At 60.0% G+C, this 15579-nt stretch carries 14 protein-coding genes; 8 read left to right on the forward strand and 6 right to left on the reverse strand.

Annotation, left to right across the window (positions count from 1 at the left end):
- Nucleotides 1-129: 129 nt before the first annotated feature.
- Genes ACW5XC_RS07495 through ACW5XC_RS07510 form a run of 4 tightly spaced genes read left to right on the forward strand, consistent with a single transcriptional unit; the run spans nt 130 to nt 5112 of the window.
- Nucleotides 130-885, forward strand: coding sequence for an acyltransferase (locus ACW5XC_RS07495; protein ID WP_080771363.1), 756 nt, complete (start codon nt 130-132; stop codon nt 883-885).
- Complete coding sequence (locus tag ACW5XC_RS07500) at nt 882-2081, forward strand: glycosyltransferase (protein ID WP_042052316.1); 1200 nt, start codon at nt 882-884, stop codon at nt 2079-2081. The genes ACW5XC_RS07495 and ACW5XC_RS07500 overlap by 4 nt, the downstream gene beginning before the upstream one ends.
- On the forward strand, nt 2078-4624 hold the full coding sequence (locus ACW5XC_RS07505) for a hypothetical protein (protein WP_074042618.1): 2547 nt from the start codon (nt 2078-2080) through the stop codon (nt 4622-4624). Before ACW5XC_RS07500 ends, ACW5XC_RS07505 begins: the two co-directional genes overlap by 4 nt.
- An 11-nt stretch (nt 4625-4635) precedes the next feature.
- A complete protein-coding gene (locus tag ACW5XC_RS07510) occupies nt 4636-5112 on the forward strand; it encodes a hypothetical protein (RefSeq protein ID WP_042052819.1) in 477 nt (158 codons plus the stop codon).
- On the opposite strand, the gene ACW5XC_RS07515 is transcribed toward ACW5XC_RS07510, so the two are convergent.
- Nucleotides 5090-5536 carry a hypothetical protein gene (locus tag ACW5XC_RS07515; protein ID WP_042052820.1) on the reverse strand — a complete coding sequence of 149 codons (447 nt, stop codon included), beginning with the start codon at nt 5534-5536 and terminating at the stop codon, nt 5090-5092. The genes ACW5XC_RS07510 and ACW5XC_RS07515 overlap by 23 nt on opposite strands.
- A gap of 90 nt (nt 5537-5626) precedes the next feature.
- Nucleotides 5627-6394 carry a hypothetical protein gene (locus ACW5XC_RS07520; protein WP_042052821.1) on the reverse strand — a complete coding sequence of 256 codons (768 nt, stop codon included), beginning with the start codon at nt 6392-6394 and terminating at the stop codon, nt 5627-5629.
- Nucleotides 6395-6561: 167 nt separating this feature from the next.
- Here ACW5XC_RS07520 and ACW5XC_RS07525 point away from each other — a divergent pair, with 167 nt between their 5' ends.
- Complete coding sequence (locus ACW5XC_RS07525; RefSeq protein ID WP_042052822.1) at nt 6562-7407, forward strand: DUF1194 domain-containing protein; 846 nt, start codon at nt 6562-6564, stop codon at nt 7405-7407.
- Between the two features lie 85 nt (nt 7408-7492).
- On the opposite strand, the gene ACW5XC_RS07530 is transcribed toward ACW5XC_RS07525, so the two are convergent.
- From ACW5XC_RS07530 to ACW5XC_RS07540, 3 genes are all read right to left on the reverse strand, one after another.
- Nucleotides 7493-8137, reverse strand: coding sequence for a tetratricopeptide repeat protein (locus ACW5XC_RS07530; protein ID WP_143182528.1), 645 nt, complete (start codon nt 8135-8137; stop codon nt 7493-7495).
- 296 nt (nt 8138-8433) lie between these two features.
- The gene (locus tag ACW5XC_RS07535; protein WP_143182527.1) at nt 8434-9285 is read right to left on the reverse strand and encodes a hypothetical protein; all 852 of its coding nucleotides are present in this window, start codon (nt 9283-9285) and stop codon (nt 8434-8436) included.
- 380 nt (nt 9286-9665) lie between these two features.
- Nucleotides 9666-11081 (reverse strand): GumC family protein, encoded by a 1416-nt coding sequence (locus tag ACW5XC_RS07540; RefSeq protein ID WP_042052824.1) that lies wholly within the window; start codon nt 11079-11081, stop codon nt 9666-9668.
- A gap of 253 nt (nt 11082-11334) precedes the next feature.
- Between ACW5XC_RS07540 and ACW5XC_RS07545 the strand changes: the two genes are divergently transcribed.
- Genes ACW5XC_RS07545 through ACW5XC_RS07555 form a run of 3 tightly spaced genes read left to right on the forward strand, consistent with a single transcriptional unit; the run spans nt 11335 to nt 14247 of the window.
- A complete protein-coding gene (locus tag ACW5XC_RS07545; RefSeq protein ID WP_236727546.1) occupies nt 11335-12390 on the forward strand; it encodes a glycosyltransferase in 1056 nt (351 codons plus the stop codon).
- Nucleotides 12391-12421: 31 nt separating this feature from the next.
- Nucleotides 12422-13615 (forward strand): glycosyltransferase family 2 protein, encoded by a 1194-nt coding sequence (locus ACW5XC_RS07550; RefSeq protein ID WP_042052826.1) that lies wholly within the window; start codon nt 12422-12424, stop codon nt 13613-13615.
- Nucleotides 13612-14247 carry a sugar transferase gene (locus ACW5XC_RS07555; RefSeq protein WP_042052827.1) on the forward strand — a complete coding sequence of 212 codons (636 nt, stop codon included), beginning with the start codon at nt 13612-13614 and terminating at the stop codon, nt 14245-14247. The genes ACW5XC_RS07550 and ACW5XC_RS07555 overlap by 4 nt, the downstream gene beginning before the upstream one ends.
- A 288-nt stretch (nt 14248-14535) precedes the next feature.
- Here ACW5XC_RS07555 and ACW5XC_RS07560 read toward each other — a convergent pair whose 3' ends face one another.
- Nucleotides 14536-15537, reverse strand: a complete 1002-nt coding sequence (locus ACW5XC_RS07560) for a glycosyltransferase family 4 protein (RefSeq protein ID WP_042052829.1) — start codon at nt 15535-15537, stop codon at nt 14536-14538.
- Nucleotides 15538-15579 lie beyond the last annotated feature (42 nt).

The raw sequence follows: 15579 nt of genomic DNA on the forward strand, positions 1-15579 counted from the left end.
TGCACCGACCGGCGCAATCTGCCCCTCCTCTTAGCCCCATTTAGCTCGTTCTAACAGGGGTCGTCCTGTTGGCCCGATCCCTGCTTTCTGCTTAGCGAGCAACGGACTGCACCAGAGGGAGAGGTCGCCATGAACACCATCAACCTGCACCGGATGAAAAGCTGGGCCAAACAGGGGGAAACGCCACTGGCCCGCCGGGTATGGAGCCTGGCCAAAAGTGCCCGCCACTGGTCATTCCCCGTGATCCCTCCCCTGCATCGGCTGCTTTATCGGCTCTATCTGCTGGGCAGCAACGCGCTGGCGACTCTAACCCGCACCCTCTGGTGGACCCCCTTGTTTCAATCTCGCCTCACGGCCCCCGCCCCGCGCCTCTATCTCTATGGCGGCATCCCCTATATCAGCGGCCCGGTCACCATCGAAATTGGTGCCGACTGCCGCCTCAGCGCCGCCATGACTATCAGCGGCCGGGCATCGAGCCAGACACCACGACTGGTGATTGGCCGCAATGTCGGGATTGGCTGGCAAACCACCCTGGCGGTGGGCAGCAAGATAGTGCTGGGGGATAACGTCCGGATTGCAGGGCGTGCCTTTCTGGCGGGCTACCCGGGGCATCCGATCAACGCCCGCGATCGCGCCCGGGGCCTGCCGGATCGCGATGAACAGGTGGGGGCCATTGTGCTGGAGCAGGATGTCTGGCTTGGCACCGGGGTGATGGTGATGGCCGGTGTCACCATAGGCGCCGGCACCATTGTCGCCGCAGGCAGCGTCGTCACCCGGGATCTGCCCGCAGGTGTGCTGGCAGCGGGTGTCCCGGCCACAGTACTGCGCCCGTTGCAGCCACAGGATCACAGCGACCCCGCACACGCTTCGGAGACCTTTGCATGAAACCACACTCATTGCCGCAACTGGTGGTATTGGGAGAGGATTGGGGCCAGCACCCCTCCAGCACCCAACACCTGATCAAGCGTCTGTTGCCCGATTATCAAGTGCTCTGGGTCAACTCCATCGGCATGCGCTGTCCCCGCTTTACCCTTCATGATCTCACCCGCATCGTCCGCAAACTGGGGGCCGTGCTGCGCGGCGCGCGCCATTCTGGCGGCCAGTCGGTTGCGCCATCAGAGGTCAGCAGCCCCCGGGTTCTGCCGCCGCTCGCCTTACCGCTGCCCGGCAGTCGGCTGGCGGGCAAAATCAATGGCCACTGGCTGGCAGCGCAGATCCGGCGTCAGCTGCCCGAGTTGGATCGCCCCTTGCTCTGGATCTCCCTGCCCAGCGCCGTCGACCTGATTGGCAAGCTCGAAGAGCGGGCGGTCATCTACTACTGCGGCGATGACTTCTCGGCGCTGGCGGGGGTGGATCATCAGGCCATCGCTCACTGCGAGGCCCGACTGGTGGAAAAAGCGGATCTCATTCTGGCCGCCAGCCCTGCGCTGGCCAGCCGCTTTCCCTCCCATAAAACCCGGCTTCTCAGCCACGGCGTGGATCTCGAGCTGTTTATGCCCCCCAGAGAGCGGCCAGCGGATCTCCCCTCCGGCCGTCCCATTGCCGGATTTTACGGCAGCCTGAGCGACTGGATTGATATCCCCCTGCTGGCAGAGACGGCGGCCGCCCTGCCCCATTGGGATCTGGTACTGATTGGCCCGGTCCAGACCGATATCTCCCCCCTCAAGGGGCTCCCCAATATCCATCTGCTGGGGCCCCGTCCCCATCACACGCTGGCGGCCTATGCCCAGCACTGGCAGGTGAGCCTGCTGCCCTTTGTCGACAACGCCCAGATCCGTGCCTGCAATCCATTGAAATTGCGCGAGTATCTGGCCGCAGGACGACCCATCGTCAGCACCGACTTTCCGGCCCTCGATGGCTATCGGGATCAGATCCAGCTCCCCCACGATGGGGAGAGCCTGGCCCAGGCCATCAACCGGGCCGCCTTTGATCAACCCAATCCGGGCTGGTTTCAGGAGAGTGGCTGGGAGGGGCTCACCCGCAGCGAAGGGCGCCACACGCGCCAACAGCAGGTGGCCCTGCAAAGCTGGGATCACAAGGCTGCCGAGCTGAACAACTGGTTGAAGGGGCTGCCCGGATGAGCAGAGGGCTCTGGCTGGTTATCCTGCTCTGCGCCAATGCAGCAATGGCCACTACCCGGCTGGAGGGGCAGACCCCGCTGCCCCTAACCAGTAACCAGACACCCCAGCGGCTCGATCTGAGCACCCAGAACTGGCCAATAGGCAGCGATGATGAACTGGTGATCGAGGGCCATAACCCCAGCGCCCACCCGCAAACCCTGATCCTGCGTATCGACGACGAGGCCTCGGTCAACTACCGCAGCCGGGTCAATCTGGAGCGGATTGTCGCACCCGGCCCCTTCACCCAGCGCTTTGCCTTGAGCGAGTGGCGCACCAGCCAGCCCAGAGCACTGGCGTTGGACAAACTCACCAAGCTCTATCTCTTTATGGCCGATAACGCCCCCTCAATGACCATTCACCGCTGGTACTGGGAACCCGGTCTGACCCTGCCTGCGGGCACCATTGCGCTGGATCTGGGGGCGGCGGCTGCGCCCCGCTTTACCGGCTTTGAGCCCCTGAGCCCGGGGGATCCCCGGCTGATTGGCCACCCCACCCCCATCTTGCGTCCCTCCGGCGATGCCCTTGTGCGCGATGGGCTGCGCAATCTCGACGGGGTGCGGCTGGACCTGGCCAAAGGACGCTACCAGCTCACCCTCTGGCTGGATGACCCAGGTGAATGGGAGTACCTGCCCCACCCCTTCGAGCGCAGCGTGTTGGTCAATGGCGAGCCCATCTGGGCCGAGCAGTGGCAACCGCAGGAGTGGCTAACGCAGCGCTATCTGGCGGGGCAATCTCGCGAGGCACTGCCAAATCCGGATCCCTGGCAGCTGTTCGGGGCACGACAGGGCGGCCCGGTTCATGTCACCCTGAACCACCCCGGCGGCCCGCTCACTATCACATTGGTGGGTCACTCACCGGATGCCAAATACCTGGCGGGGCTGCTGCTTGCCCCCTATCCGGCCAGCACCCGCAAAGAGGCTCTCCCGAATAGTGGAAAAGATCTCGCCGTATTGGCTGACGCTACCGCAAGCGTGCTGACCAAGCAGCGCCAGCTGTTTTTGGAAAAGTGGACTCTGGCCCCCTATTCCCCAACCCCAGCCCCAGCCCCAGCTGCGCAGCAATTGAGCCTCACGCCGATTACGGATGCAGCCCCAACCCTGCAGATCGCCCCGCTATCTGCGGCCGAGGCGTTGCAGCAGGCTGCGCAACCCGTGCTGGCCGCCCGTGGCAGCCAGCTGTTGCTGGAGTTTGCCATCCACGCCGCCACCGACGATCCGGCCCCCTTGCTGGTGATCCAGCCCCCCGAGCAGGCAGGATCGCCGCTGGCGCTGACCCCCTATTACGGCAAGTGGCATCTGGTTCGCCCGCAGGCGAGCGGCACCCTGCTGGCTCCCTCGGATCAGGAGTTGGTCGAGGGGATCGCCGGGCTCACCCTGCTGGCAGACGTACCTCGGCGTCTGGTGCTGCAGATCACCATCCCCCGCGATGCGCCGGCGGGGCGCTATCTGGGCAATATTCAGCTGCTCAGCCAACAGCAACTGGTGCAGTTACCGCTGACTATCGAGGTGCTGCCGATGACTCTGCCCGCGGCCAGCAAGCCGATCGGCATCTATGTCGAAGCGCCCCCCTATCTGAACTGGCTGAGCCCCAACCCCGAGGCGTTAAAAGCGCAGATCGCCGCGGCCAGTCGCTGCGACCTGCAGCGGCTCGCCAAACTCGGGATCAGCGGCCTCTCGCCCGCCCTGCCACAGGATGAAGCGGGGATGCGGGAGATTATGGGAGAAGCGGCCGGGCTCGGCTTTGTGCCGCCCCTGCTGGCCTATACCCCGCTCAAACGCTGGGGGGGCAACCCTGCCAGCCAGCTTGATCAGTGGCAGGCGCGGCAACAGGGGCTGACCGCCAGCGGCTTGCCCCCACTGGCATGGAGCCTGTTTGATGAGCCGGAGCTTGCCACCCTGCCCGCCATTACCAGCCTGGCGCGGGAGATGAAACGGCGGGATCCGGCGGTGATCCGCGCAGGCCACTTCAATCATCCGGGTCAGGCTGGTCTGCTGGCAGAGGTGGAGATTGCCCTGATCAACGCAGGCTTTGGCGCCGACAAGGCCGATGTGGCACGGGTGCGCCAGCACAAGGTCACCCCCTGGTTTTACAATCTGGGCACCCCGAGAGCCGCCGGGTTCTATCTGTGGCAAAGCGGCGCCGAAGGCTATTTGCAGTGGCATGGCCGCATGCCCACCGCCCTGCCCTACGACCCCACCGATGGGCGGGAGAGCGACTTTATGCTGCTCGGCCCGCAAGCCTGCGAGGCACACCGCCTCTCTCACGATCTGTTGCTGTTGCAGCAAGCCATCGAAGATCTGCGCTGGCTTGCCTGGCTAGAACAGGAGGCCCGCTATCAGGTGGAGGCCGCCGTGCTGCTGGAGCGCCTGCGGGATCAGCTGCCGACCCGCTGGCAGGTGGCAGAGCAACTGCCCTCTGCCGCCTGGATCCAGTGGCGCCGAGAGATTGAACAACTGGCCAAGGGATTGAAAACATTGCAAACTGGTGCCAACTCATCCTCCTGAAGTGACTGCGTATGGCCAACCAGACTCCCCGCTCAACAGCCAAAGACAGCGCCCTGCACCGCCTGTTGCCCCTGATGCTGCCGCTGCTGATCCTCACCGGTTGCACCCGTCAGGAGCCGGTCAATGAGACCCTGCCGATCCTCAACCAGTTGCGGGAACAGCAAATGGCCGAACAGCCCCAGCTGCAACTGCAGTACCAGAACGCGGAGACGCAACTTGCGGCGGATCAGGAGCAGCTGCTGCATCAGTTTTTAGGCCGCAAGGATCCGGCCCGGATTGCGCTGGTAAGCGGCCCCGGGCTGCAAACCGACATGCTGGAGAGTGCGCGGATAGCGAGCGTGCGGCTGACCGCCCTCACCCGCTTGCTGGGAGCTCGCGCCATTGAACTGGAGCCCCGCTATGATCCCATGCTGGCCCCCAATACCTTGCTGATCCGCATTCTGCCAAACGGTGAATCGGGGTCGGTCACGCCAGCGGCGGCGCAATAAGGCCGAGGCAGGTGGTCGGCAAGGCCACCCGATAGAGGGGATAGGGGGTCAGCCCCCACAACTTGCGCCAACCCTGGGTAAGACGGTACGAGAGCAGCGGCGGGCTCTGGTGCAGCTCGCCTAAAAACATCACCCCTTGGCTCATCCCTTCACCCGCCAGCGTCACTGACATCGCCTCCCGATCCGGCGCCACCTGCATGGCCTGCAGCAGGCCGTCACAGCGGGGATGGGCCAGCTGATAGCTGACATAGGTGCCGCCCAATACCGGCGTAGCCACCCGCAAGCGCCATCCCAACTGGACCAGCTCCATTAGCATGGGTTTGGCTCCCTCGTTAACTGCCCGGTTCTGATAACGCCAGCCCATGGCGGCAACACTGAGCAGCGCCACCAGCAACAGCAACAGATATCCCCTAGATAGATGCATCACGGCGTCCCCGGATAAAGAGAATGGTCATCACCAGCAACATCATATTGACCACCCGGCTCTGATAACGCCACCAACCGCAGATATCCCTTAGACAGGCGCATCACGGCGCCCCCTTAGAAAGAGGATGGTCATCACCAGCAACATGATTGCCCACTGGTAGAGCTGGGCCAGCGAGCCGGTATGCAGCCAGCCATACCAGCGCAGATCCAGGCTCATCAGCACCAACCGCAGCTGATTGGCCCCGATATAGAGCAGGCAAACCAGCAGCAACATGGGCCACTGCCGGTAGAGGGGGCGCTCCGGCGCCAGCCAGCAGCAGGAGACCAGCCAGGAGAGCACCACCAGATAGAGTTGAGAAAACGAGGAGCACCCCTTGAGTACGATCAGCGCATGGCCCCCCAACCGCTCGATGCGATTGCCATCAAGGCGAGTCTCCCAGCCCAGCATCTGCAACCACTGGCCCACACCCCAGGCGTCGAGCGCCAGCACAGGGCCGGAGAGCAGGGCAAACACCTGCTGCCCCCACAACACCGCCACGGTAAAGGCGAGCACAATCTGCAACACCGCCCGCTCATCGCCACTCTGATGACGGCGCCATAGCGAGGCCACCAGCAACAGACAGGCCAGCGCCTTGCAACTGGCGCTGGGGATCAGGATCAGCAGGATAAAGAGGGCGAGCGCCAGTGGATGCGGGCGCCAGCTCGGTGCAACCCGCGATGCAATTTGCCACCAGATAGCAATCAGCAACACCACCAGCAGGTTGAAGTGGCCCATATTGAGCCACACCATGCCCCACTGATTGGCCAAACCAAGTAGCAGCCAGTTGGGTGCCCACTGCCAGGGACGGATCTCCATCGCAACTCCTGCCGGTTATCAGCGCTTTTGAGTGCTGTCGCAAGTTCTCGCAAGTTCCATGCCTGCCCGGTCTCACCCGGCTCAAGCCAAGTCAGAGGATGCAACAAAGCTGGCACGCTTTATTCATTCCCCCTGCTGGCACTAGCGCCAGGGAGAAGGAGTGAGCAATGAAACTCAAACCGTTGGCAGGGCTGCTGGGGATGTTGTTGGTAACCTCCCCCGCATACGCCTTGACCGAAGTCGATACCGAACTGCAACTGCTGATGGATGTGTCGGGCAGCGTCAGTTCATCGGAATTCAATCTGCAATTACAGGGGTATGTGGACGCCTTTTACAGTCAGGATGTACAAAGCGCCATCCTCGACACCAGTGGCGGCAAACTCGGGTCCATCGCCGTACAGATGATCATGTGGAGCAGCAGCAACCAGCAGAGCGTGATGACCGACTGGTTCCACCTCTACGATATGACCTCCATCAACAACTTCGCTGCCACCCTGGATGCCCTGGTACGCCCCTATGCGGGGATGACGGCCCCCGGTTCGGCCATGGCCTTTGGTGCCCAGCAGTTTGATACCAACAACTACACCGCCGCCCGCCAGGTGATGGATGTGTCAGGTGACGGTATCCAGAACAACGGGCTGGATACCTCTACCGTGCGGGATCAACTGCTCGCCTCCGGCATTGATACCATCAACGGCATCACCATAGGTCAGGACTATGCCGATGGGGTGCTGCAAGAGTGGTATGTGGAGAACGTGGCGGGCGGTCAGGATGCGTTTGTTATCAATGCCACCACCTTCGCCGACTTTGGCAATGCGCTGGAGCTCAAACTGGCGGCCGAAATTGAGGGGGGCATTATTCCGGAAGGGGCACTGGCCGCCCCCATCGAGGAGATCCCGCTGGCCGCCCAGCTGCTGCTCGGTATGCCGCTACTGCTGGCCTGGCGCTATCAACGCCGTAACCAAGAACGCCTGCAGCCCGCCAACGGGCAACTGGCGCCCGCCATCGGCTGATTTATCACCCCGTGTGTCGCGATTAGGGAGCCATGGCTCCCTGATTTTTTTGGGGCGACGATGACCTGAATACAGCGCGAAAAGGCTAGTCGCCCTGACGAAATTCGCCCGATTGACCAATATGCCAAGTCTGACCATATGGATGATGCGCCGCTTGTTCTTCTGAGGGCAACAACGATAACGCCCCCAGAGTGGATGCGATAAGTTCACTCTTGCCCAGCGCCTGGCGTAGAGAGAGCGCCTCTGACAGCACGGCGCGAGCGTTATCATAGGCGCCGGTCTGTACGAGAGCCTTGCCAAGATGATGCAGTGCGAAATGCCGCATAAGGGAGTTTGGTTGCAACCGTTCAACTACTTGGGAGGCCAAGCTGACAGCTTCGTCCAAACGGTCGAGCCGCTGCAAAACCTGCACCAGGCGTAGTTCTGAGCTAACGCGAGCAATATCGTCCTCTGAAACCATCTGCGCGGAGATCACCTCTCGGAGAATGGCTTCTGCCTGCGCGGCTCGTCCCACACATAGCAACATAAAGGCGGCAGCGCTCCGAGCTCTTGAAGCATCTTGTGATAATGCAGCACAAGGATGTAGGTCGAGGGACTGATTGACAACAGCCAGCATGGCTACTGGGTCTACCGCTTCGGGGAGCAGAAAAGGAGCGCACAAGCGGTATTCCGTACCGGTGCCTGCGATGCAAAACGTGTAGCCATCAGTGAGCGCCATGGGTTGATTCATCGATCCTCACGTTTGAAATAAGCTGCCTTGCAACATTCGATACTTGCAGCAAGCAAGGACTGTAGGTTCGATTAGCGAAGCGTAATCGGACGTTCGCGGCCTTTCTGTAATATGTTTCTTTAACTCGCCAAAACCCTTCCATCTTGCCACTTCTCTGCCCCAAAACTCACTCTCGAACTGGCAACGGTCGTAACATTATTGCCATATTGACGTGGAGTATCACCGCTATCTCCATCACCCAAGCTCCAAAATACTCATAATGCCTAGCATTGCATAAATTAATACTCTGCAGCTTGTTAAAGATTGCTTACAGGTAACAACCATTTGTAAACCAAACCACTTATCAGGAAAAATGAAACCAAGTACAATACTGAAACTATAATTGTGCCTTTAACAGGCTTGCCAAATTTAGATGTTTTTATGGACAACCAAAACCAAAGTTGCCGCCCCCGAGCCCCTGATACAACCAAAGTAGATGAAGCCATGTAGATGAGTGAAAGTAGTATGAATAACCATGACCCATATAAAACAAAAAAACCTATGACTTGAAAAAACAGGAAAGATACTCCCTCCGCCCCATAATTTTTAATGAGCCCAAAAAAACCAGAATCTGTGGCTACTTGCTGGAGATTGGTTATACCATCTGGAGCATAAATTGGGTTTAATGAAAGGTAAAGAATGGGTAAAGCTAATAGTGATAGCACGCAAACAACAATTGTATATGTAGCCCATCCGCGACCAGAAATAGTCCCTTTAAATAACGAGAATAATATTGTTGCTACCCAAAAACCGAAGAGCGATGTTGCTGCAACTACCGAGTAATCTAACACTTGGTTTTGATATCGAGCATAACCTACTGATAAGAATACTAACCCTATTACAAAAAAAACAAAAAAATCATCATTGCCTGATTGATTCTTACTATTTGAACTTTGGACATGTATTGACTGCTGCCTAGGCCGATTATCCAATTCAGACTGAATTAAATTCTTTACTTCAGTTAACGTTAACCCTTTGTTTCTCCTTATGGCTTCTTTGTCTGTGCTTCCATTCCTTAGTAGTATGGCTAGAATAAGCCCCCCTAGGACAGTAACTGATAATGGCGACCAAAATACGTCTACACCACGTGCTGATGCAAAAAAAACCATTAACTCCTGAAGCAATGTACACACTCCACTCTTTATTTACCTTAACCTGTAGTTAGATGGAGGCACTATTAATGAGTGAGTAACACCTTTCATCTAACTCCACCCTACCACTCGTCATCACAACCACTAACTCATTTTAAAATCACAGATTACCGACTGGTTTCTGATTTATAAGTGTATTATCAACGTCTTACGCCAGCTCCACTTGTATCACTGGATAAAACCACAGTCAAGAAGCGGAAATTAAAAATGCAGCCTCAATCCTCTTTTATCGGCCTGCCGCGATGTTTACTCCGCTATCTGCACGATATAAAAAGGCCTTATCACAAGGCCTTTTCAGAAATATCCAGATTCAGACTGGCAGCCCGCTTTTACGGCAATCACCCCGGTTCTGGTGACAAGGGCAACACCTGCCCATCCAGCGCATGATCACTATTGGATGGATAGTCCGGCACCGGCTCGCAGTAGGGAATGCGGCTTAGCACCGGCGCCTTGACCAGGGCGGCCAGTTGATCGGAGCGGCGCAGGCTGGCATCCGCCAGTTCGGCCACCAGCGCCAGACCGCAGCCGAGCCCCAACCCGCCAACAATGCCCGCCAGCAGAAACAGCCAGAGCGGGTAGTTGCTCGGCTTGCTGGGTGCAAAGGGCTTGTCGATCACCTTGATCCGCTCCCCCTGCTCGAAGTTGCCCAGATCGCCGGTCACCTTGGCCTTCTCATAGCGCAGCAGCAAATCCTGATAGAGGGTGCGTTTGACCGCAAGATCCCGCTCCAGCTCGGCGAGTTGGCGCTCGGTATCCCCCTGGGAGTCAACCACCTTGTCCAGCCCATCGAGCTGACTCTTCAAGCCAGCGGCGTTTTGCTCTGCCTCCGTCAGCTGCGTCTGGGCCAGCTGCCACTCGGGCCCGCGGGCCATATCCGGTTGGGATTTGAGCTGCTCAAACTCCTGCTGCAACTGGTCAATCTGATAGCGCAAACTCTGCACCTTGCTGTGCTCGTCGCTGTAGCGAGCCTGCAGCAACACCAGCTCGGTGCGCATCAGTTGCAGCTTCTCATCCAGTTGGCGGGCCAGCTGGCTCTCCTGCCCCAGCGATAGCTGATCGACCCGGGCCTTGGCCTGCTGCAAGGTGATCAGGCTCTCGGCATAACGCTCCTGCAAACCATAGAGACGGGCGACGTTGGTACTCTGCTGCTGGGGCAAGGCGCTGGCATGCTCCCGTTTGAAGTCGGCGAGCAGCTGCTCGGCCTCTTGCAGTTCGCTGCGGCGGCTGTCGAGCTGGCTTTGCAGGAAACGTTCGGACGATTCCGCCGACTGGCGCCCCTTGCTAAGCAGGTTGAAGAAAAAGCGCCGCGAAATGGCTTCGAGCAAACCGGCGCTGTTGGCCGCCGAATCCGCTTTTACCTTTATCTCGATCACCTCATCGCCGATCAGCCGCAGCGAGACGGCACTCGAGAGCCAGTCCATGATGGCATCGCGCTGAGCTGGCGGGGTCTCGTCATTGACCAGACCGCGATCCCGCGCCACTCCATCCAGCACATAACGGCTGCGCAGCAGGGCTTCGAGCACCGCAAAGCGATCTTTCAGGCTCTCCTGAGTGATCAGATCCTTGAGGGTCGGGGTCTGGTTGGCATCTTGCGGCACCATAAAGGTGGTGCGGCTCTCATACTCCTTGGGGGTGAGCAGGCCGACCGTCACGCCCACCAGCGGCATCACCAGTACCGGGATCACCAGCAGATAACGACGGCGCCAGGCGGCAAAGAGAATGATGTAGAGGTTGTAATAGAACTGGACAGGCATGGCATCACTCCCTGAGAAAAGCCCTCCCCCCGCACGATGCAAAGGCAATGCCACCAGAGGAGCTGATCGCCTCTGTGGGCAGATCGCAAGAGTGGTACAAGATTCGCATTCTCCCGCTATCCGGGGTGTCACCCCTTCCCTTGCCGGAGCGCGAACCATGTTGTCATCAACCCCGTCGCACAGACCCCATCCCCGCGGGAGCGCCAGCGCCCAGCCCGTCTTACAACCTGTTGTTCAACCTGTCGTACAAATCGTGCAGCACCTGCAGCCCGGCGGGCTGGAGACCATGGTGCTCAACCTCACTCAGGCGAGCCCTGCCGAGCAGCCGGTGCATATCATCTCCCTCGAAGGGCGCAAAGGAGATGTGCTAAGGGCATGGCCCGCTCTGCATCCCTTTGCTGGCCACATTCACTGTCTGGAAAAGCCCGCGGGCTGGTCGCTGGCAACCCTCTGGCGGCTCACCCGATTGCTGCGCCAACTCAAGCCCGCCGCGGTACATACCCACCATCTGGGGCCCATGCTCTATGGCGGTCTGGCCAGTCGGCTGGCCCGGGTGCCCACCCTGGTACACACAGAGCACGATGCCTGGTATCTCGATGATCCCCATCAGCGCACGCTGGCCCTGTGGGGGCTGCGCGCCTTCAAACCCATTCTGGTGGCCGATGCCACGCCGGTGGCCAACCAGCTGCTGGCCAAGCTGGGCCAGCTGTCGCCAACCGTGATCCCCAACGGCATCGATGAGCAGCGTTTTGCCCCGGGCGCCGCCGCCCTCGCCCGTCAGGAGATGGGGCTGCCGCAAGGAGTCAAGTTGATTGGCTGCGCCGCACGCCTTGAATCGGTCAAGGGTCACACCTTGCTGCTGGAGGCGGTCCGCACCTTGCCGGAGGAGGTGCATCTTGCGTTGGCAGGGGTCGGCAGTTTGCAAAATGCGTTGCAACAACAGTGTCAGCAGCTGGGGATCGCCCATCGGGTCCATTTTCTGGGGCTGGTCGAAAACATGCCGCGCTTTTATCAGGGGCTGGATCTCTTCTGCCTCCCCTCGCTGGCGGAGGGGATGCCGCTCTGCGTGCTGGAAGCACAGGCGTGCGGGGTGCCGGTGGTGATGAGCGATGTGGGGGCGGCCAGAGAGATCGTCTGTCAGGCCAGCGGCCATATCCTGTCGGAGCGGGATCCCGGCCGCCTTGCCCAGCTTCTGGCACAAGGGTTGCTGCAGTGCCATAGCCTGCGTGCCGTCACCCGAGAGTTTGTGTGCCAGCAAAGCAGCTTGAGCCGGATGGCTCAGGCCTATCAGCAGCTTTACAGCCGCTGATCAAGCGACCCGATGACCAGAGGAGCATCCCATGGAATGGATCATGATCGTGTTCTGGCTGTGCGCTGTACTGGTGGTCTACCACCATGTGGGCTATCCCCTGCTGCTCAAATTCGGTGGTCGGCAGGCGCGCAAGGTCGCCAATCCGCCCCGCCCCCTGGATCGGGGATTCAAAACAGACGCCGCCGATGAGGCGCTGCCGACCATCACTTTGCTGATGCCGGTCTACAACGAGGCGGCGACCATCGCAGCCAAGCTGCAAAACCTCGCCAGCCTCGATTACCCCGCCGACAAGCTGTGGGTGCATGTGCATTTCGACGGCTGCAGCGACAACAGCTACCCCATTGCGCTGAGCCAGCTCGGTGATCCCGCCCTGCAGCAGTTGCAGATCAGGCTGTTTGATCACCCCCGCAATCGCGGCAAGGTCGCCGTGCTCAACGAGGCCATGACCCGGGTGCACAGCGATCTGGTGGCCCTCACCGATGTCTCGGCCCTGCTGCCCATCGACAGCCTGCTGCTGGCGGTCGCCCATTTTGCCGATCCCAAGGTAGGGGTGGTCGGGGAAGCGTACCGCTTCTGGCAACCGGGCTCTCAGGGCGAGGAGAGTTACTGGCACTATCAAAGCCAGATCAAGCTCTGCGAGTCGGCCCTTGGCGGCATGCTGGGGGCCCACGGGGCCTTTTACATGATGCGCCGGGAGTGCCTCACCCCGCTGGCCGCCGATACCATCAACGACGATTTCATCCTGCCGATGCAGGCCATCGCCAAAGGGTATCGGGCGGTCTATGACAATCGCTGCGCCGCACTGGAGCTGGAAGTTTCCGATGCCGTGCTGGAGGCGACACGGCGCCAGCGGATCGGGGCCGGCAACACCCAGCAGCTGCTGCGGTTGCTGCCCCTGCTGCACCCCAAGTTCGGCTGGGTTGCCTTCAACTTTGCCAGTGGCAAGGGGCTGCGGGTGCTGATGCCGCTCTGCCTGACCCTGCTGTGGCTCTGCGCCATCCCGCTGGCCACCCAATCCCTGCTATTTCAGCTGTTGCTGGGGCTGCAACTGCTGGGGTATCTGCTGGTCATCCTGATCCAGCTGACCCCTGTGCACCCCTGGCCCAATCTGTTTCGCAAGATCCACTATCTGGTGCTCGGACACTGGTACAACGGCATGGGCACCCTGCGCTACTGCCTGCGCGCCCCCATACGTTTCATGTCACAGGAGAAAGCCGTATGACACACCCCATTCCAAGATTGACCCTGGTGGTCAAACGCAGCATGGATCTGCTCGGTGCCACTCTTGGCCTGCTGTTGACGCTGCCGTTGTGGCCGCTGATCATGCTGGCCATCCGGCTCGATAGCCCGGGGCCAGTCTTCTTTCGTCAGCTGCGGATCGGGCGCAGCCACGCCACCCATACCGAGCTCTTTTTCATGATCAAGTTTCGCACCATGCGCGCCGACGCCGAGGCGGCTACCGGGCCGGTCTGGTGTGGCAAGGGGGACAGCCGGATCACCCGCAGCGGCGACTTCCTGCGCAAAACCCGGCTCGATGAGCTACCGCAGTTTATCAATGTGCTCAAGGGGGAGATGTCGCTGATCGGCCCCCGCCCGGAGCGACCCGGGATCGCCAACCGGCTGGAAGATGCGGTGCCGTACTTTATCGAACGCACCTATGAAGTGGCCCCCGGCATTACCGGTCTGGCGCAGGTCAATCAGGGTTACGACGAGTCGCTGGATGATGTGCGCAGCAAGCTGGCGTTCGATCTGGCCTACTCGGTTGCCCTGCTCCACCCCTGGCGCTGGCTGGTGCAGGATATGCATATCATCGGCAAGACGATTGCCATCATGGTCGGCAAGAAGGGGCGCTAATTCCGCCGCGCCGACCTCAACCATATCTCAACGCCCATCAGGCCATTGCCACTGCAATGGCCTTTTTTATGGCGCATCTTTGTGGCACGTCCGCGGTGATCACAAAGAAGTCAGCGATCTGATCGCCATCATCTGGCCCCATCCACAGGCCTGATGCCAGTTTGACCAACCGCAGAAACCCGAGCGTTGCGTGATCACAGAAGCAATCCGCCCCCTGCAACCCCTAACACCGGCACATAAAAAAACGAGTGGCCAGCGGCCACTCGTTTTGACAGGTTTCTCCGTGATTCAGGCGCCGTAGACGGCCAGAATATCGGTCACTCTGTTGCTCACGCTGTATCCGCGGGCTATGGTGTTGCGGGCCGCCTGACTCATTTTGCTGCGCACCACCCCATCGCTGCGCAGCCAGTAGTTGACCAGCTCCGCCATATCCCGCACATGGCCGGGCTCCACCAGCCAGCCATTGGATTTATGGTCGATCAGATTGACCAGCCCCCCCACCGCAAAGGTACAAACCGGTATGCCGTGAGCCATCGCCTCAAGGGCCACCAGCGGCAACCCTTCAAAGCGGGAGGTGATGCAGAGCAGGTCGATGTTGTGCCACTCATTGGCCATGTTCTGGAAACCATGAAGCTGGACGCGATCACCATACTGCTGCAACAAAGCGCTTTTCATGGGGCCATCCCCGTAGAGATGAAACGCCCCGTCCGGGCAGAAGGCGGCCAGCTGGCAGAATGCCTCCGGCCCCTTTTCCGGCGAGAGGCGGCCGACAAAGGCAATCCGGTTGCCAGTTACCGTAGCCGGCGTCGCAGGCATGGGGACAAAGTTGCTGATCACCGTGCTCGGCACAGGCAATTTGCGAGCGATGGGCTCGCTTACTGCAATACACTTCGCAAAACGCGCTGTAGTGCGATCCAGCCAGCTGTAAAACTTCAGCAACCCCTCCCCGTCATCTCCACTGTGAAAAGTCGAGACCACCGATTTACCGGTGAACCAGGCTGTCAGCCGCCCCAGCACCCCGGCCTTGTAGCCGTGGGTATGGATCAGCACAGAAGCAGGCTGGCGGGCCAGACGGCGCATAAAATCGCGGCTGTTGTGGCACACCTCGTAGGGCAAGCCCTGTTGCTTGAGCAGGGTCGTAAAGGGGGTCATGCCGTGGTTGCTCACCAGCACTATGGTGGGGCGAAATCCCCTGGCCAGCAGATCGTTGGCCAAGTGGATAATGTGAACTTCTATTCCACCGACCTGACGCGCATCGATGGCCAGCCAGATCTGTTGCATGGGTAACATAAGGCCCTCCTCCCGTGGCTCCATGCCACCTGAAATGAGGCG

It is taken from the genome of Aeromonas sp. 25-AL00135 (assembly GCF_054052385.1).